We start from the raw sequence: 19150 nt of genomic DNA on the forward strand, positions 1-19150 counted from the left end.
ATATTTTAATTTGCGTCGAGTACCTTCCTTATAACTTTGCTGAAATCGCTTAAAATCAGGGGTTTCATAATAATCTCCGAAATACCGGATTCATTTATAAGGTCTTCAGACAATTTATCTATATATCCTGTGATAATAATAACCTTTAGTTCGGGACGGATCTCTTTCATTTTGGAGGCAAGTTCAGTACCGAACATCCGTGGCATGGTCTGATCAGTAACAAGTAATGAATATTTATTCGGATTTGACTTGAACTCTTCGAGTGCAGATAAAGAATCAGTCTTGATAGTAACCTTATATCCAAGATTTTCGAGCATTTTCTTACCCATGAAAGTTATCTCCTGTTCATCATCTACAAACAGGATAAACTCATCCCCTTTTGTAATAGTCTTGTTCAAGTCATCTGTACTTACAGGGCTCGTTCCATACTGTGGAAGGTAAATTGTAAAAGTGGTCCCTACGCCTACTGTACTGTCAACAGTAATGGCTCCACCATAGTTGTTTACGATACCGTGTACCACCGAGAGACCGAGTCCGGAACCCGATCCAACCTCTTTTCTTGTGAAGAAGGGTTCAAAAATCCGCTCTTTGGTCTTGCTATCCATCCCATGTCCGGTATCAGAAAGAGTAAGTCTGACATATTTCCCCTTCTTAAGATTCGGCACCTGCTTCATTAGAGTCCTGTCTGCAGAAATAACATCAAGATTAACCTCAAGAATACCACCTGAGTTCATCATGGCATAACTGGCATTAGTGCACAGGTTCATAATTATCTGATGCATATGAGTCGCATCGGCAAGTATAGTCCCGATATCTGGTTTGAGATTCTGTCTGATCTCAATACCCGTTGGGAAAGAGGCTTTCAGCAGGTTAAGGACTTCAACGACAACGAGGTTCAGCTGAATCGGTTTCTTGTCAAAGTTAACTTCCCGGCTGAATGTCAGGATTTGCTGAACAAGGTCTTTTCCTCTTGTTGCGGCATTATTAATCTGCTCAATATCGAAACGAAGAGTACTTTCATCGGGAAGTTCTTCCAGTGCCATATCTGTGTAACCAAGAATCGGAGTAAGTATATTGTTAAAATCATGTGCTATACCTCCGGCCAAGGTCCCGATTGTCTCCATCTTTTTCAGCTGAAACAACTGAGTCTCAAGTTCTCCCCTCTCCTTCTCAAACTTTTTCCGTGTTTCTATCTCCTTTTTCAGGTTCTGATAGGCATCGGTAAGCTGGGCTGTTCTTTCCCTTACCCTTTTCTCAAGAGCATTATTGGCAGCCTGTACATTTTCCTGTTCCCGCTGTAATAACTTTCTCATATAAAAATCATTACGGGAGGAGAGCTCAAGGAAATAACTGATGAACATTCCTATAACGTTTGCACTTATAAAGAAATAATTGTTGTTAATAAGAATCTCTATTGGTGTATCTGATATCCAGATGGCTGAGATCTCGTAGGCTACAACAATTACCCATCCTGCAATTGATGCGTAAATAAACCTGGCCCTTATAAAGGTGTAACCGAAAATAAAAATAAGTATCAGTCCTGCATAGTAATTATAATTTGAAACCTGGGCAGCATAAATGATCATCACAATAATTCCGAATCCTGTCAGGAACATTATAAATGAGATGACAAACTGCATATACTTTTTAAAAGTCTTTGAGAAAGAGAATGCAAATACTCCGATAAGAACCGGAAAAACTACCCCAAAACGGATAAACCAGAAGATCTCTTTTAGTTTCGGAACCGAAGAGGCATCGAGGAATGCAAATGCACCGTAGAAGATCATTGCCAATACCAGTGAAAACCTGAAAGGGACCAGTGATTTTAAAAAGTAATCTTCAAGGTAATCTTTTTCATAAGCAGCCATACTGCCTGAAAATGATAATGTCATTCTGTCAAATGTCCATGAACCCTGGAATGCGGACGGAAGACCGAGAAGATTTGCAGAGGTACCCTTAAAAAAATTCATTAGGCAGATTTTGAGGATAAATAATTTTTCAGTAAGCCGACTTTCTGATCTTAAGGAACAGGTTTACTCCAAGAGGTTCAGTGTCAATCTTCACATACTTTTCGTCGATACAGGCCCGTGCTGCAATATTCAAAAGATCATCCTTACTCCTGTGATTCAGAAACCAGTCAGATAATACTTCCATTAACCTTCTTGTTGGATTCTCTGTGCTGAAATTGCTGATAATATATTCACCGTCTTCTTTCAGATAGTTAATATATTTCTGAATCAGGAACACAAAGTGCTTATCCTTGAAATAATCAAAAAGCCCTGCACTCCATATCAGATCATATGTTTTGAATGGTTTGTAACGAAGTACATTTATCCGGTTATACGAGATTGCACCATTGAAAATCTCATTTTGCTTCCTCGAAAAATCTATTGCATTCTGATCAAAATCAATAAGATCGAAAGTTATTCTTCTGCCCGGATTTGTAACCATAAATTCGTTGACATCTGTTGCCGGACCGGAACCTAGAATAAGGACTTTTATCTCCCTCTCCCCGGAAGAAGTAAGCTGTTTGCACTTATTGATGAAATAATCCTTGCGGTTTCTTACAGCAATGGCACCTGGTTGATTCTGGAAAAAAACATCCCAGTTTTTGTATCTAACATCTTCATTTATATGGAAACTGTAAATAGAGTTAATAAGGCTGAAGTCGCCCGGATATCCAAATGGCTTTTTAAAACCATAGCCTATTAATGTATTCTCATTAAGTACAGGGGCCAGCAACAACCTGAAATCATCAACCTGAGAAGGGCTAAGGCTGTTAATCACTGATGTGAACTTGTTATAATCATGAAGTTCGGGTCCTCCGGATTCTATCAGATCTTTTAGATATAGTTTTTTCTCAGTATCAGACATACTGAAAGACAAGACTGAATTATTGAACATTGGTCAGTTACAAATTGAAGTATAACACTTAAAATTCCCCTTAATAAATTCCCAAAAAATAAAAAACTAAATGTAGTTTTTATTTTGACACTTCAAATTTGTTATAATAAAAATCATAATCACAATAATTCACTAACAGGAATGCTCTTTGAATCGTCTATTCCTATCATTGCATTTATTATTCGTAACTCAGAATATTTATTCAGGTGGCCGACAGAAATATCAGCCTCCGAAATGATTTTGTCATTTAGCAGTTTAGACCGTCGAGTACCCTTAAGCAGGCAGGATGAAGGGGTGAACCAGCTTCCATTTTTATCCTTCAGTATCACATTCGCATAAGAGGTGTCTGTAACCAATCCATTTTTGATTATAAGAATATCATCACATTCTCCCCTGAGTCCGTAGAGTCTGATTAAGTCGGACCTCTCAGCAAACTTATAGGAATAACTTATTTCATCATCATAAACAATACGCAGTGATCTGACCTCATGTATAATATATGGTATGAATTCAGCTTCAGTACTTATATCATCATAAACCACTCTGCATTTATAGATTCCTTTTCGGGCTGATGCTGGTACATCAATGATTTTTTCCAGGTAAACTGTACTCTTCTTTCCGAACAAATCAAACAGAGAACGCTCCATACGTTCATTATGCTGATTGATATTCAACAACTTACCATCCTGTACTTTTATTGATTCAACCAATAGGGACATATACTTTGGATATTAATTCTTCATATTCCTTCAATGGATCGCTCATGAATGTAATTCCGCCGCCACTCTTGAAGTAAAACTTATTGTCTGTTCTTTCAATAAACCGTATCATTACCCCGCTGTCGAGCTTTGTACCGTCAAAAACTCCGAATACACCTGTATACCAGCCCCTGTTGTATTTTTCACTTTTCCGTATTATATCGATTGTCGCTTTCTTGGGAGCACCTGTTACTGATCCGGCAGGCAACAAACCGGTTATTATTTCCCCCAGTTTTTTTTCATAACCACTCATAAGATGGCCGGTAATTTCGGAGCTCATCTGCAACAATTCACCTCTTCCTGTTTTAATCCTGTCGATATATTTATACCTTGTTACACTTACCTTATCGGCCACTCTGCTCATGTCGTTTCTGATCAGGTCAACGATTGTATTATGTTCAGCCTCCTCTTTTTTATCCTCAAGAAGAATCATTTCCGCATTTGGAAAAGATGCCTCAATTGTCCCTTTCATCGGATAGGATTTGATTAATCCATTACTTATCCTGACAAATATTTCCGGAGAAAAAACTACAAAATCATTATGATACAATAGTTTATATTTTGCAGTACCTGACTGAAATAGTTCTCCCAGTGTCAAATCGGTCTCTATTTCGGTCGGAAATGTAAGGTTGAGCAAGTATGTGTTACCCAGTTCAATGTTTTTTCTGACATATGAGAAAGCTTCTGAATACCTGGAAAAAGAGACAGGATGCTTCTTCATTAAAATCTCTCCTGTGCTTATCTGACCTCTAAGGGAATTTGAATAAAGCGGTGTTGAAAATTTGATACCTGTCGGCAGAGATTTTAGTTTATAGATCTCCGGTGACTTCATTTCATAATCAATAATAAATACAAACGGCTCTTTATCAGCACCATACTGATTCATTAAACCTATAAAATGATCTATTGAGGTCACAGATATAACAGTTTAATTAATAGATGATACATGAAATATGCAGTACCATTGACCCATACTCGCCCAGATGAATATCACTTTTACTGAATGACTATGGTTATTAATCACTTGTACCTTTTAACAAGCCATTTCTCCGGCGTTCTTCTTGGCAGACATAAGATTATAAGCTCCCTTTATGACTATCTTAGCATTATTGATATCAAATCCTTCAGGCAGAGTGATCCCTGTAAATCCTGAAGATGTTATACCCTTTTTAACTTCGAAGATCCGGTATTCGGTCATAGCATTACCCTCCTCCATCTTTTCTTTTTCATAGACAAAGATATAATCCTTATCATCAAAACTTACAATTGCCTCTGAGGGAAGTGCTGTTACTTTAATGTCTGATTCTTCGATCAATGCATTCACATACATGCCCGGGAGTAAATTCTTACAGGAACTTGTAACAGTTCCATAAACCCTGAATGTCTTGTCGTCGCTTACCGATTTCCCTGTCTGAGAGATAATTGCTTCGTGTGCTTCTGATTCGTTGTTAATGTAAAACTTAATTTTCTGTCCGGCAACCACCCGATCTGCATCCTTTTCAAAGAGAGTCAGTTCAAGAAACAGCTTATCACTGTTTACAATCTCGAAAAGGATATCAGTTGGTGAAACATACTGCCCAATATTCACATTAACAGCTTTCAGAAAACCTCTGATTGGCGATAAAAGGTTGACGCTGTTACTAATATTATCTTCATTAAGTTTATCCGGGTTTATTCCTATAAGAAAAAGCTTTTGTTCAAGTGATCTTACCAGAGCTTTCAGGTTTTTATATTCAACAGTTACCTGCTGTACGTTTTTTTCAGAATAGACATCGTCTTTATATAATTCAGTATGACGCGTATATTCAGCTTCAGCATAAACAAGACGGTTCTTTGCTTCAAGATAATTTTGCTGAATATCAATGAAATCCTGATTTTCGATCACAGCCAATACCTGCCCTTTACTTACAGCGTTACCGGGCAAAAGAGTTGTATTCTTAACAAAACCGCCCAGCGGCATACAAACTGTTGCCTGATTTTGCGGAGCAACTGAAACAATACCATTTACTTTAATGGTATTACTGACAGAACGCATCTCAACCGGACCTAACTGTATACCGGCAAGTTTAATCTGATCGTCGCGTAGTTCAACTATATCCTCAGGTAATACCTCCATTATGACTGTTTCTGTTGCAGGTTTGTCACCACTGCTGCACGATACTCCTGAAAACATTAATCCCAGGAGAACGATGAAAATTTTATAATTAAGTTTTATCATGTTTTTATGAATTTTAAAATATTTTTCCTGTAACATATTCTATTGCTATTATTGTCTGGTTAAAACTATTGAGTGCATCAAGATAGTTCTGTCTGATTGTAAGCGCCCTGTTCAGAGTGAGCACATAATCGAGGTAGTCCAAAGCACCGGCTTTATAACTTCTTGTTGCCTGATCAATTATTATTTCAGCCTCCGGGACAGCTTGCTTCTCATAATAGTCAACGCTATTGGAGTACTTATTATACTCATCTATAAGTGATTGAATATTACCTGAAATTGATTTTGAATAATTCTCCGCGTTTGTACGTGCTATTTCTTCTGAAATTTTTGCAGCTTTTATTCTGGAAGTGTAGGGTGCAAACCACAATGGGACAGATATACCAGCCTGAACTCCGTTAAACCGAAAGTCATTTCCAAAAGTGCGCGGAGCTCCATTAACATCCTGGGTACCAATAATAGTCTGACTAAAATAACCGACATTGAAATCAGGCAACATTTTACTCCGTTCAAGTTTTTTCTCCATTTGTGAAATTTCAACCAGCTGTTTAATATACCTGAGTGAAGGATTATCTTCAAATGAAACAGTGTCAATAATATGGGAAGATCCGATTCTGATGACATTTTTCACTGAAGGGATCATGGGAATCGTGCTGTTTAACAATGTCATAAGTTTGTTGCTGCTAATGGAAATATCGGAAGTAACCTGAAACAATTGATTTCTTATTTCAAGACTCTGTGAACGGGCAGTAATCATTTCTAACCTGTTTGTCTCACCTGTTTTTGCTCTTAGTTCAGCAGCGCGTAAGAATCCAGAGTAAAGACTATCCTGATAAACCAGCAATTTTTGCTTTGATGTGAGGAATACAAAATGCCAGTAAACCTGTTTTACCTGGGTTGCAATCTCGAGCTGAGTCATAACATATTGAAGTTCACTGCTTTTAATACTTGCATTGGCAAGTTTATACTTATTAAAATATACAGCAGGAAATTCAAATGTCTGGGAAATTGCAACACTGTTATCAGCAGTATATGAGTTGAACTGTCCGTACTGTCCGTCAATAATAGTTTTGGGAATATCCACTGATGCTCCTTTTAACGCTCTCTGAACATCTACTGATAATGATGCACTCTTAATAGAAAGATTACTATCAAGTGCTATCTTAATTGCCTCATGGAGATCTATAACTTTTGGTTGCTGAGCAGAAATACTATTTAATAATGATGTTGCTCCAAAAAGCAAAAATATCGTTAGAGCTTTTTGAGCAGACTCTTTCTTAATCCTGAAATTAAACCTGGCTGAAGAAAAGAAAATATAAAAAACAGGAAGAACAATAAGAGTAAGTAAGGTTGCGGTTATTAATCCGCCAATTACTACAGTAGCCAGAGGCTTCTGCACCTCAGCGCCTGCAGAGGTTGATAATGCCATTGGCAGAAATCCCAGGGATGCTACTGCGGCAGTCATTATTACCGGACGCAGACGTATATTAAGACCTTTAATAACCCTTTCCTTAATATCTGTTATACCTTCTTTCTCGAGTCTGTTGAACTCAGCAATAAGTACAATACCATTTAGTACAGCAACTCCAAATAATGCTATGAAACCCACGCCTGCTGATATAGAAAAATTCATTCCGCGTACCCACAAAGCAAAAACGCCACCTATTGCTGCCATCGGAACGGCAGAGAAGATAAGAAGTGATTGTTTTGCCGAACCGAAAGCAAAGTAAAGAAGTACAAAAATAAGGAGAAGAGAGACCGGTACTGCAATGGAGAGCCTCTTCTGAGCAGCCTCAAGATTCCTGAACTGACCACCATATGAGATATAGTAACCGACAGGCAGCTGAATTGACTGATCAATCTTAAGTGTTACGTCTTCAATGACACTTTTTATGTCACGATTCCTTACATTAAATCCTATTGTAATGCGCCTTTTAGTATTCTCCCTTGAAACCTGTGCGGGCCCTGACTTAATATATATGTCAGCAACCTGATCAAAAGGAATCTGATGTCCATCCGGAAGAGCAACTGAAAGGTTTTTAACATCGTCGAGGCTCTGTCTGTAGTCCTTATCGAGACGGACAACCAGACCAAATCGTTTCTCCTCATCATATACAACACCAGCCTGACTGCCGGCAAATGCTGCGCGTAATACCTGATTTACATCCACAACTGAGAGGCCATACTGCGCCAGACGATCGCGATTGTACTCAACCTGTATCTGGGCAAGACCAGTTACTTTTTCTACATTTATATCTTCTACCCCGGGAATTGTCATAATTATCTTTTCAACTTCAGCTGCTTTCTCTGCAAGGATTGTAAGATCATCTCCGAATACTTTTATACCTATATCCTGTTTTGATCCCGACATAAGTTCATTGAACCTCATCTGAATTGGCTGCTGAAATTCAAATTTAACACCGGCAAGAACAATCAGTTTCTCTTCCATTTTTGCAATAAGCTCTTCTCTTGTTTCCGCTGACACCCATTCTTCTTTATCTTTCAATGTAATGATATAATCACCTGTCTCCATTGGTGTTGGATCTGTAGGTATCTCACCTGCCCCAATTTTGCAAACAGCGTGCTTTATTTCCGGAAAATTTTCAAGAAGTATTTTGTTCGCCATTATAACCTTATCTACAGTATTTGTAAGTGATCCTCCCTGAAGAGTCATAACTCCTGCTGCGAGATCTCCTTCTTCAAGTTGAGGAATGAACTCACCACCTAACCGATTGAATAACATTAAGCTGAACAGGAAAAGAACAACCGATGAAACAGTTACAAGTAATTTTCTCTTTAATGCAAACATAATCAGCGGATTGAAAATCTTATGGAACCATACCATTAAAGCGTCGGAGAAATTTGGCTTATGACTTGTATTCTTACTAAGGAATAACGCAGATGCCATAGGAACATATGTAAGTGATAAGATTGCAGAGCCTAAAAGGGCAAAAGTAACTACCTGAGCCATTGGCCTGAACATTTTACCTTCAATACCTATGAGTGCCATAATCGGGAGATAGACTATAAGAATTATAATCTGTCCGAAAGTTGCCGAACTCATCATTCTTTTTGCCGAATCATAAACGTTCTCATCCATCTGGGCCTGATTTAATCTGGTTACTGCAGGGTCGTGATGCTTAATCATTGAGATCCGGAAAACAACGCTCTCAACAATTATCACAGCCCCGTCCACAATTAAGCCGAAGTCAATGGCGCCAAGACTCATCAGGTTTCCCGATACACCGAACAGGTTCATCATTGAGACAGCAAACAGCATAGCAAGCGGTATAACCGAAGCCACAATCAGGCCTGCCCTCATGTTTCCGAGCAACAAGACCAGTATAAAAATAACAATAAGTGCACCTTCTATGAGGTTCCGTGAGACAGTCCCGATTGACCGTCCTACCAGGTCAGAGCGGTTAAGAAATGGTTCTATCTTTACCTGACTGGGAAGCGATTTCTGTATAGACTCAATCCGTTCTGCAACATTGTCTATTACCTGATGCGCATTTGCACCTTTCAGCATCATTACAACACCACCAACTGCTTCTGTAGTATCGACAACAAAAGCGCCATATCTTGTCGCACTGCCAAACTGCACCGTAGCAATATCACGTATAAGAACAGGTACTCCGGAATCAGTTGTTTTAACTACTATCCTTTCAATGTCTTCCAGAGTCTTTACAAGTCCTATACCTCTTATAAAATAAGCATTTGGATTCTTGTCTATATAAGCACTGCCGGTATTTTCATTATTTTTCTCAAGAGATGTAAAAATATCCTGAAGAGTCAGACTCATTCCTTTAAGCCTCTCGGGATTAACAGCTATTTCATACTGCTTTACAAATCCTCCATAACTATTAATATCAGCAACACCAGGTGTTCCAAGCATTTCACGACGCACTATCCAGTCCTGAATTGTCCTGAGTTCCATTGGATTGAATTCTTTTTCATATCCTCTCTCAACTGCAAGCCGATACTGAAATATTTCACCCAAACCTGATGAAATCGGGGCCAGGGAAATTTCAGCCAAACCCTGAGGAATTGACTCTTCAGCTTCCTTCAGCCTCTCAGTTAATTGCTGCCGGGCCCAGTATAAATCAACATCATCTTCGAATACCACGGTAACTACCGATAGCCCAAGACGTGAAATTGACCGGAGTTCGATTATATCAGGGATATTGGCAACAGCAACTTCAATAGGTGCTGTAATGAAACTCTCAACTTCCTGTACAGCCAGCGAGGGAGCAAGAGAGATAATCTGAACCTGGTTATTGGTAATGTCCGGGATGGCATCAACCGGCATCCTTGTTAAAGAATATGATCCCCATCCAATCAATGCCAATACGAATAATCCAATAATGAACTTGTTCTTTATTGAGAATGAGATTATTCTGTTTATCATTTTATAAATGTTTAATTATTATCGACAACTTACAGATAATGAAAGAAATAACTTCTGTAACTTTTACAATACAGAAAGACAAATAACAGGATCCTTAAATCCGGTTAAATGTTAAATTGTTAAGAGTATTAAGCTAAGGATGGAGGACCTCTGAAAAAAGAGGACCTGCTAAAAGATGAGTCGTGAAATGATCCCGGTACCTCTTTGAAATGGAAAGATGAAAATGGCAATACCAGAGAAGAATCTGTTTGAATACTGATTTTCAAGAAGTTAAAATGATTAATTTCAGATACCAGAGGAGATCTAAGCTTTTCAGAAGTAAGATCATTAAATGCATGACAATGCAGTGGTAAACCTGAATGATGGTTTGGTCCATGATCTGAGACAGGACAATCTTTATCCTGATTTGAAAAAGAATCAGCTGAATGATGATCATGTGGAATTATCAGATGAGCAGTTACCATAATAGCTGCAATCCACAAAAAACAAACAGATATTTTTCTGAGAAGTTTTTTCACTTTCTGATATTCTCCATTATTCTGACAGGGTACAAATATACAATTTATTAGTTATCCAAAAATAAACCCGGCCAATAATAGCCGGGTTTCAATTTTCAATACAATAGATTATTAAACCAGTATTTTTGTTTTAAGATTATTAAGACTGATTGTAATATCAGCAAACGGATCGCCATCCCTTGACTGATCCTGCTCAACAACAAGGTACTTAAGGCCTGCGGTTTCCCTGGCTTCAAGAATAGGTTTGAAGTTGAGTACTCCAGCTCCAACCGGTGCGAAATCCTTAACGCCGTCAGTTGTAAAGAACGGAGGCTCGTTGGTCCACATATCTTTCATATGGAACAGCTGGAATCTGCCGGGATATTTATTAAAGATATCTACAGGATTCTGACCGGCCTTTGTTGTCCAGAACAGGTCTAGCTCCATTGTAACTAGCTCTTTGTCAAGCTCTACCATGAACACATCATAGAAAGGTACCTTGCCTTCTACATTTGCAAACTCAAAGTTATGGTTGTGATAACCAAACTGGATTCCGTTCTCTTTCATAATTCCACCTACCTTATTCCAGTCAGCACACATCTTCTGATAACCGGAAATCGTGTTCCTTGCTTCCGGAACCACCCATGGCTGCAGGCAATACTTAACACCCAGTTTTGCATGGTCTTCTGCCATGAATTTGGCATTATCAAGAGTTATACCTTCAGCTTCAACCTGTGTATGACTGCTGAGGATTTCCATACCCATTTCGTTCACAAGCTTCTTAAATTCTGCAGGCTCATATCCATAAAACTTACGGTCAGCATAACCTGCAAGTTCAAGATATTTGTAGCCTATTTCTGCAACCCTCTTAAGTGAACCCAGTGCATCAGCAGCCATTGCATCGCGGATAGTATATAACTGCAGTCCAATACCACCTGCGGCTATCTCTGCTAATGTCTTCACCTGGGAAGGTTTCGTGCCTGTCTTGCAACCATACTGTGAAAGAACGATTGCACCCAGAGCTCCTGCGGCGGAGACTCTTAAAAAATCACGTCTTGATTGTTTTGCTTTCATTGCTCTGATTATAAATAGATTATATAAATATTTGTTAAAAATAAAACATCCTGATTCAGAGAATAAATATAATACAATACCTTTAAAGAAAAAATAAGACAAAAAGAAAATGAAATGTACTATGTATTATAGACGATAGATGATAGAAAGTGCAAAGGGAAAAGTGCAAAATGCAAAGTGAAAAGGGAAATGATAAAAGAGAGGGGGAATAGTGAACAGACTAATTAAAACATCCGATGGGTCACATACAATATATGTACCTGAACTTGATGAACACTATCATTCAATTCATGGTGCTGTTCAGGAATCAGAACATGTATTTATAAAGAGCGGGTATGATTCATGTAAAGCAAATCCTGTCAATATATTTGAGGTTGGTTTCGGGACCGGACTGAATGCTCTGTTAACAGCCATAAGATGCAGTAATGGGGATAAACAGGTAAATTATACGGCAATAGAAAAATATCCTGTTCATGAGGATATAATCTGGTCGCTGAACCATAATGAGTTTACAGGAAAAGAAGGGAAAAAGATCTTTAACATGATACATTTTTCTTCGTGGAATCAGACAACAGCAATAAGTAAAAACTTCAGCCTCAAAAAAATTAAGGGTGATTTCACTTCCGGTGCACATTCAGGGGCTTACGATCTCATCTATTTTGATGCCTTCGGGCCGGACAAACAACCTGAAATGTGGACAAAAGAGGTTTTTGACTCAATCTCTGCAATAACTGTAAAAGGAGGAATTTTTGTAACCTATTCAGCCAAAGGAGAAGTAAAACGGAACCTCAGGGCCAATGGATTTGATGTGGAGCTCCTGCCCGGTCCTCCCGGCAAAAGACAAATAATCAGAGCAGTTAAAATTTGAAATTAATTTCTCAGGCAGGCTTTTTTGCTTTCCCCAAAGTATTATCTTAGCGGAAATTTTAAAATTAAAAACATAAAGTATGAAAATCAGGGGAATAATTGTTATGACCGCTGTAATAGCTTTAATGCTTGGCTCTTGCGGTAATAGTGCTCTTAAAAATGCAAAACTCAAAACCAATGAAGATTCACTATCCTATGCTTTCGGTATTGTTAATTATAACGCCCTTACGCAAGATAGTCTGATGCTTAATCCTGTTCTCGTTGCAAAAGCTATGATGGACGGAAAAGATGGGAAACCACTTATGGAAGATGAGATTGCCCGTTCTTTTATCATGGCTTTCATTAACAAGCGCGAAACTGCCAAAGCTGAAGAGAAAGCACTTCTTGATAAAGAAGTATACAAAGAATATATTGCACAAAACGAGGCATTCCTTGCTCAAAACAAGGCAAAAGAAGGAGTTACAACAACAGCAAGCGGACTTCAGTATGAAGTTGTAAAAATGGGTACAGGACCAAAACCTACAGTTGAAAGTACAGTAAAAGTTCATTACGTAGGAACACTTATCGATGGAACAGAATTTGATTCATCAATAAAAAGAAATGAACCTGCTCAGTTCCCTGTTTCAGGTGTTATTGCAGGATGGACAGAAGCTCTTCAGCTGATGCCGGTTGGTTCAAAATTCAAACTAGTTCTTCCTGAATCAGTTGCTTATGGTGCAAATGGCGCCGGTGAAGTTATCAAACCATTCTCTACACTTGTTTTTGAAGTTGAGCTTCTCGAAATCGTTCAGTAATATGACAACAGCAGAAATCCAGACTCCAAAAGGAACTATGAAGGTCAGCTTCTTTGAAGAGGACACTCCGGGTACCGTGGAGAACTTTATAACTCTGGCTAAAAAAGGTTTTTACGACGGACTGGCATTTCACAGGGTAATTCCTGATTTTGTCATCCAGGGTGGTTGCCCGCTTTCAAAAGATATGAGCGACCCGCGAGTAGGAACAGGTGGTCCGGGTTATAAAATAAAATGTGAACTCACAGGTGGTAATCAATACCACGACAAAGGAGTTCTGTCTATGGCTCATGCCGGCAGAAATACAGGGGGCTCGCAGTTTTTTATCTGCCATAGCCGCACTAATACCAAACACCTTGACAGACAACATACCTGCTTTGGCAAAGTATTTGAAGGACTGGATGTTATCGATAAAATCCGTCAGGGTGATAAAATTGAAAAAATAATTATTCACGAAGAATAAAGAGAAATGGCATTCGAGATTACCGGTAAAGTAATAGATATCTCTCCTGTAAATCAGGTAAGTGACAAATTCAAAAAACGGGAATTTGTTATTGAAAAAAAGGAGACAGGTGGTTCTGCTGTATTCATAGATTATATAAAGTTTCAGCTTGTACAGGATAAATGCGACCTTATAAATGAATCATTTCTTAACGAGGATGTTAAAATCTGGTTTAATCTTAAAGGTAACAAGTGGGAGAAAGAGGGTAAGATAAACTATTTCACCAACCTTGACGCATGGAAACTGGAAAAGACTTCTTCTGCCGGAAGGGAACAGAATGTATCTTCACACACAACTCTTGAAGACATTCCACCTGAAAATGATGAATTAAGCGATCTGCCGTTCTGACAAATCATAATAAAAGGCTGTCCCTGTTCAGGACAGCCTTTTTAAATTAATGAGACCAATGAACCAGATCAGTGTAATTAATGTTATCTTTTGAAATAACTCCTGCCAGAACATATTAATATGAAAAAACTTCTTTCAGTAATCCTGATTTTCACAGGAATCTGCTCTCATGCCCAGATTCAACTTCCATACAACAGGATGATACAGCCAGCCGGGATGCAGATATATTTCGGCGATACAGAACTTGAAAACCATGCACTTGATGCTGCGATATCCCCCGATGGCAAATGGCTTGCCGTTGAGGAGAGGTACAGCATCGTTTTTATAAGCACATCAGATAACAAAGTAAAATTCACCCTCGACAACATCAGGCATCCTAAACTGCGAAGGGGTATGAATACCTACTCCGGTATAACCTGGAGGAAAGATGCAGCTATTCCGGAAGTATTCTGGAGCACAACAGGCGACAGCTCCAAATGCTATGTTGCGTCAGCAACGTGGAATGGCGTAACAGCAAAATTTTCAGGAATAATTGAATTCAAACCGGTTCCTCCGGCAAAACTATCACTGCCAAATGAAATCCTCACTATTAAAGAAGGTGATAAGGAGTATTTGTATACTGTTCTGAATGGAAACGACCAGGTAGTAAAACGGGAACTTGAAAGCAGAAAAATAATATGGGAAGTTAAAACAGGAGTTGCTCCGTACGGAATAACTTTAGCTGCAGGAAAACTCTACATTACAAACTGGGCCGGCAGAACACCGGAATCAGACGACAAAGATGTTGCAGGAGTACCCTGGAGTCTTGCCAGAGTAGATAACAGTAAGGCAGGCGGGGCAACCAGGGAAGGAAGTGTAACAGTTCTTAATCCGGCTGACGGCACAGTGCTTAAGCAAATAATTGTTGGTCTTCACCCTAATGAAATAATCAGCGACCGGAGTGGAAAATATGTCTACCTGACAAATTCCAATAGCGACAATATAAGCGTTATCAGCACTTTAAACGATGAAATAACAGAAACAATAAGTGTCAGATTACAGCCTGAGATTAATCCGTATTTTGGAGATTCTCCAAATGGATTAGCTCTGTCTGAAGATGAAAAGACATTATATATTGCCAATGGAATGGATAATGCCCTCGCAGTTATCAGTCTCGGAAAGAAAGCTTCACTAAAAGGCAAAAGAAGTACAAGTAGTGTTACAGGCTTCATTCCTACAGGAGCATATCCGTCGGCAATCGCAATTCATAATCCGGGTAAACTATATGTCTGTAATCTGGAAGGTGAAGGAGTCAGGCTTGGACTAAAAGATACCAACACATTCAACCCGGTTTACAATACCCATCATATGCTGGCATCCGTATCAGTAATCCCTTTTCCGGGGAAACGCAAACTTAAAGCCTATACTGATACCGTTATTGCTGTGAATGACCTTTCAAGAGCTGTGATGGCGAGAGATAAACCAAGGGCAAATGCCATTCCCAAACCTCTGCCCGACAGGATAGGTGAGCCTTCTGTATTTAAACACGTCATCTATATTATAAAGGAGAACAGGACATACGATCAGTTACTTGGTGATATGAAACAGGGGAATGGCGATCCCGGACTTTGCATATTCGGAGAAGAAATAACACCAAATACTCATAAACTTGCAGAGGAATTTATTCTGCTTGATAACTTCAACGTATCGGGTAAATGTTCAGCAGAGGGCCATCAATGGACTGACGCCTCGATAGTTACCGATTACATAGAAAAGAATATGAGGGCCTGGTTCAGAAGTTATCCTCATGTTCAGGAAGATGCACTTGTTTATTCTCCTACCGGATTTCTATGGGATAATGCCATGAAATATGGAAAGAGCGTAAAAATCTATGGAGAGGCATCAATACCGCTATTTCCAAAGAAAACAACATGGTCAGATGTTTATAATGCCTACCTGAAAGGTGAGTCTGTGGAATTCACTAATCATACTACAATAGAGCCTGTTAAGAAGATCCTGAGCCAGACCTTTCCTTCATATGGCAGTCACGAGTTTCCTGATGTGGTAAGGGCTGATGTATTTATTAAGGAACTGAAAGAATATGAGGCTATGGAAGGAGACCAGCTTCCGGAACTTATGATAATGGCACTCCCTAATGATCATACCGGAGGTACAAGGCCAGGGTTGCCCACTCCCCGTGCAATGGTAGCAGATAATGATCTGGCACTCGGACAGATTGTTGAGGCTGTTTCCAAAAGCCGGTTTTGGGAAAACACTGTGATCTTTGTAGTTGAAGATGATTCCCAGAACGGTTGGGATCATGTATCAGCATACCGTACAGTCGGACTGGTTTTGAGTCCGTATTCCAGACTTAAAACAACAAACAGCACCTACTATGCACAGCCCTCTGTTGTTAGAACTATTGAGCAGATTCTTGGTTTGCCGCCAATGAACATTCAGGATGCTATTGCAAATCCCATGACAGATTGCTTCAGCACAAAACCGGATCTAACTCCTTATGCAGCAGTTAAAAACAATATTCCGCTCGATGAGATGAATCCGGGGTTAACTGCATTGTCAGGTAAGGCTCTCCATTATGCAAAAAAGAGTCTGCTGCCTGTATTCGACAAGATTGATTCGGGTGAGGATGATCTGCTTAACAGAATAATATGGCACTCTGCAAAAGGGAATATTCCATATCCTGTGAAATTTGCAGGTTCAGGTGATGAAGATGATGATGAAGATGATGAATAATAGAATTATATGAGTTCCGAAATAATAAATAATCCGCTCCTGGCAGAATGGAATACGCCATTCAATACTCCTCCTTTTAATCTGATAGAAACATCGCATTACTATCCCGCTGTTGAAGAAGCCATAAAACTTGCCGAAAAAGAGATTCAGATAATCACTGATAACTCTGACAATCCTACATTTAAAAATACTATAGCTGCCCTTGACAATGCGGGAGAAAAACTAGGACGGATCGCATCAGTATTGTTTAATCTCAATAGTGCAGAAACCAATAAACAACTGCAGGAAGCTGCTCAGATGGTATCCCCTGTTCTTACCCGCTTCTCAAACGATATAACTCTGAATACCAGACTTTTCGAACGTATTGTTAATATATTCGAAAAGAAAAATACAGCTGGATATACAACTGAAGAGAAGATCCTTATTGAAAGAAAATACCGGAACTTCATGCTTGGAGGTGCAGGACTTAAGGAGTATGAGAGGGAAAGATTCAGGACGATATCTGAAGAACTTTCAACACTTGCGTTGAAATTTGATGAAAATGTTCTCGAAGAAACAAACTCGTGGGTGCTTCACCTTACAGACAGATCGGATCTTGCAGGATTACCTGAAAACCTTACTGAGACTGCAGCAAAAGAAGCAGTAAGCAGGGACAAAGATGGATGGATATTTACTCTTCATTATCCAAGCTATGTTCCTTTTATGCAATATTCAGAAAAACGGCATCTGAGAGAGAAGATGTTCAGGGCATACTCATCAAGGGCTTTCAGGGAAAATGAATTCGACAACAGGAATATTGTAATTAAAATAGTAAACCTGCGTCTTGAGATTGCTAAAATGCTGGGGTTCAGGAACTATGCCGAAATGGTACTTGGCGATCGCATGGCAGACACCCCTGAAAAAGTTGAAAAATTTCTTGAAGATCTTTATACAGCATCAAAACCGGCGGCTTTCAGGGACCTGAACACAATTAAAAAGTTTGCTGCTGAGGAGGGACTGAAAGAGCCACTGGAACGATGGGACTGGGCATACTACTCAGAAAAGCTGAAGAAAAAACTCTATGATATTGATGATGAGACACTCAAACCATATTTCAGTCTCGAAAAAGTTGAAACTGCAATCTTTGGGCTAGCGACAAAACTATATGGAATTAGGTTCTCTGCCAATAAAAATATTCCGGTCTACCACCCTGATGTAAAGACCTATGAGGTTTATGATAATGATGATACTTTCCTTGCAATCCTGTATGTTGATTATCATCCCCGGACTGGGAAGAGCGGCGGTGCATGGATGACCAGTTACAGAGATCAGAGAAAGAAAAACAAAATGGATATTCGTCCATTTATCTCAATAGTATCCAATTTCACAAGATCATCAGAATCAAGGCCTTCGCTCCTTTCATTCAATGAACTAACAACTTTTCTGCACGAGTTTGGCCATGCCCTTCATGGCATGCTTACAAAATGTACTTATGAGAGCCTTTCAGGGACAAATGTAGCGCGCGACTTCGTTGAATTACCTTCTCAGTTCATGGAGAATTATGCATTTGAAAAAGAGTGGCTCGACACGTTTGCAGTTCATTACAAGACAGGAGAAAAACTCCCTGCGGAACTAATAGCTAAAATTAAGGAAGCAGCCTCGTATAATGAGGGATATGCATGTTACAGACAGTTAAGCTTCGGATTTCTCGATATGGCATGGCATTCACTGGAGGATCATCCGGAGATCGATATCTCTGACTTTGAGAATAGAATAATGTCAAAAACGGAACTCTTTCCTCCTGTTGAAGGACTGAATATGAGTGCTGCTTTCGGACATATTTTCGGAGGCGGATATGCTGCAGGCTATTATGGTTACAAGTGGGCCGAAGTTCTTGATGCTGATGCATTTCAATACTTTCAGGAAACCGGAATATTCAATAACAAAACAGCAGAATCGTTTCGAAAAAACATTCTCGAAAAAGGAGGAACAGAGAATCCTGCCTCTTTATATAAGAATTTCAGAGGCAGGGAACCTTCGATAGATGCTTTGCTAAAGCGAAGCGGCCTGTAAG

14 protein-coding genes are annotated in these 19150 nt (G+C 39.2%); 6 read left to right on the plus strand and 8 right to left on the minus strand.

Annotated features, from left to right (window positions below; genetic code table 11):
- Positions 1 to 5 precede the first annotated feature (5 nt).
- The 8 genes from IPJ16_12735 to IPJ16_12770 all read right to left on the minus strand — a co-directional run bounded on the left by IPJ16_12735 (position 6) and on the right by IPJ16_12770 (position 11856).
- Positions 6 to 1970, minus strand: a complete 1965-nt coding sequence (locus IPJ16_12735; protein ID MBK7628037.1) for a response regulator — start codon at positions 1968 to 1970, stop codon at positions 6 to 8.
- A gap of 28 nt (positions 1971 to 1998) precedes the next feature.
- Complete coding sequence (locus IPJ16_12740; GenBank protein MBK7628038.1) at positions 1999 to 2904, minus strand: class I SAM-dependent methyltransferase; 906 nt, start codon at positions 2902 to 2904, stop codon at positions 1999 to 2001.
- 119 nt (positions 2905 to 3023) lie between these two features.
- A complete protein-coding gene (locus IPJ16_12745; GenBank protein MBK7628039.1) occupies positions 3024 to 3623 on the minus strand; it encodes an aminotransferase class IV in 600 nt (199 codons plus the stop codon).
- Positions 3607 to 4548 carry an aminodeoxychorismate synthase component I gene (locus IPJ16_12750; GenBank protein MBK7628040.1) on the minus strand — a complete coding sequence of 314 codons (942 nt, stop codon included), beginning with the start codon at positions 4546 to 4548 and terminating at the stop codon, positions 3607 to 3609. Before IPJ16_12750 ends, IPJ16_12745 begins: the two co-directional genes overlap by 17 nt.
- Positions 4549 to 4695: 147 nt before the next feature.
- Positions 4696 to 5880 carry an efflux RND transporter periplasmic adaptor subunit gene (locus IPJ16_12755; GenBank protein MBK7628041.1) on the minus strand — a complete coding sequence of 395 codons (1185 nt, stop codon included), beginning with the start codon at positions 5878 to 5880 and terminating at the stop codon, positions 4696 to 4698.
- Between the two features lie 13 nt (positions 5881 to 5893).
- Complete coding sequence (locus IPJ16_12760) at positions 5894 to 10285, minus strand: CusA/CzcA family heavy metal efflux RND transporter (GenBank protein MBK7628042.1); 4392 nt, start codon at positions 10283 to 10285, stop codon at positions 5894 to 5896.
- 128 nt (positions 10286 to 10413) lie between these two features.
- Positions 10414 to 10803: a hypothetical protein gene (locus IPJ16_12765; GenBank protein ID MBK7628043.1), complete on the minus strand. Its 390-nt coding sequence runs from the start codon at positions 10801 to 10803 to the stop codon at positions 10414 to 10416.
- A 111-nt stretch (positions 10804 to 10914) separates the two neighbouring features.
- On the minus strand, positions 10915 to 11856 hold the full coding sequence (locus IPJ16_12770) for a sugar phosphate isomerase/epimerase (GenBank protein ID MBK7628044.1): 942 nt from the start codon (positions 11854 to 11856) through the stop codon (positions 10915 to 10917).
- Positions 11857 to 12067: 211 nt separating this feature from the next.
- On the opposite strand from IPJ16_12770, the gene mnmD reads away from it, so the two are divergent.
- From mnmD to IPJ16_12800, 6 genes are all read left to right on the plus strand, one after another.
- Positions 12068 to 12724, plus strand: coding sequence for a tRNA (5-methylaminomethyl-2-thiouridine)(34)-methyltransferase MnmD (gene mnmD / locus IPJ16_12775; GenBank protein ID MBK7628045.1), 657 nt, complete (start codon positions 12068 to 12070; stop codon positions 12722 to 12724).
- Positions 12725 to 12803: 79 nt separating this feature from the next.
- On the plus strand, positions 12804 to 13517 hold the full coding sequence (locus IPJ16_12780) for an FKBP-type peptidyl-prolyl cis-trans isomerase (protein ID MBK7628046.1): 714 nt from the start codon (positions 12804 to 12806) through the stop codon (positions 13515 to 13517).
- A gap of 1 nt (position 13518) precedes the next feature.
- Positions 13519 to 13977: a peptidylprolyl isomerase gene (locus IPJ16_12785; GenBank protein MBK7628047.1), complete on the plus strand. Its 459-nt coding sequence runs from the start codon at positions 13519 to 13521 to the stop codon at positions 13975 to 13977.
- 6 nt (positions 13978 to 13983) lie between these two features.
- Entirely contained in the window at positions 13984 to 14364 is a 381-nt protein-coding gene (locus IPJ16_12790) for a DUF3127 domain-containing protein (GenBank protein ID MBK7628048.1), read from the plus strand.
- Between the two features lie 120 nt (positions 14365 to 14484).
- Complete coding sequence (locus tag IPJ16_12795) at positions 14485 to 17097, plus strand: bifunctional YncE family protein/alkaline phosphatase family protein (GenBank protein MBK7628049.1); 2613 nt, start codon at positions 14485 to 14487, stop codon at positions 17095 to 17097.
- Positions 17098 to 17106: 9 nt separating this feature from the next.
- Positions 17107 to 19149: a M3 family metallopeptidase gene (locus IPJ16_12800; protein MBK7628050.1), complete on the plus strand. Its 2043-nt coding sequence runs from the start codon at positions 17107 to 17109 to the stop codon at positions 19147 to 19149.
- Position 19150 lies beyond the last annotated feature (1 nt).

The organism is Bacteroidales bacterium, from assembly GCA_016709865.1.
In the GTDB taxonomy this organism is placed as follows: domain Bacteria; phylum Bacteroidota; class Bacteroidia; order Bacteroidales; family VadinHA17; genus LD21.

Excerpts from the sequence above, each read along its gene's own strand:
- IPJ16_12735 (MBK7628037.1), bottom strand. The coding sequence starts at position 1,970 with ATGAATTTTTTTAAGGGTACCTCTGCAAATCTTCTCGGTCTTCCGTCC.
- IPJ16_12745 (MBK7628039.1), bottom strand. The coding sequence starts at position 3,623 with ATGTCCCTATTGGTTGAATCAATAAAAGTACAGGATGGTAAGTTGTTG.
- IPJ16_12740 (MBK7628038.1), bottom strand. The coding sequence starts at position 2,904 with ATGTTCAATAATTCAGTCTTGTCTTTCAGTATGTCTGATACTGAGAAA.
- IPJ16_12800 (MBK7628050.1), top strand. The coding sequence starts at position 17,107 with ATGAGTTCCGAAATAATAAATAATCCGCTCCTGGCAGAATGGAATACG.
- IPJ16_12795 (MBK7628049.1), top strand. The coding sequence starts at position 14,485 with ATGAAAAAACTTCTTTCAGTAATCCTGATTTTCACAGGAATCTGCTCT.
- IPJ16_12770 (MBK7628044.1), bottom strand. The coding sequence starts at position 11,856 with ATGAAAGCAAAACAATCAAGACGTGATTTTTTAAGAGTCTCCGCCGCA.
- IPJ16_12780 (MBK7628046.1), top strand. The coding sequence starts at position 12,804 with ATGAAAATCAGGGGAATAATTGTTATGACCGCTGTAATAGCTTTAATG.
- IPJ16_12790 (MBK7628048.1), top strand. The coding sequence starts at position 13,984 with ATGGCATTCGAGATTACCGGTAAAGTAATAGATATCTCTCCTGTAAAT.
- IPJ16_12750 (MBK7628040.1), bottom strand. The coding sequence starts at position 4,548 with ATGAATCAGTATGGTGCTGATAAAGAGCCGTTTGTATTTATTATTGAT.
- IPJ16_12755 (MBK7628041.1), bottom strand. The coding sequence starts at position 5,880 with ATGATAAAACTTAATTATAAAATTTTCATCGTTCTCCTGGGATTAATG.
- IPJ16_12785 (MBK7628047.1), top strand. The coding sequence starts at position 13,519 with ATGACAACAGCAGAAATCCAGACTCCAAAAGGAACTATGAAGGTCAGC.
- IPJ16_12760 (MBK7628042.1), bottom strand. The coding sequence starts at position 10,285 with ATGATAAACAGAATAATCTCATTCTCAATAAAGAACAAGTTCATTATT.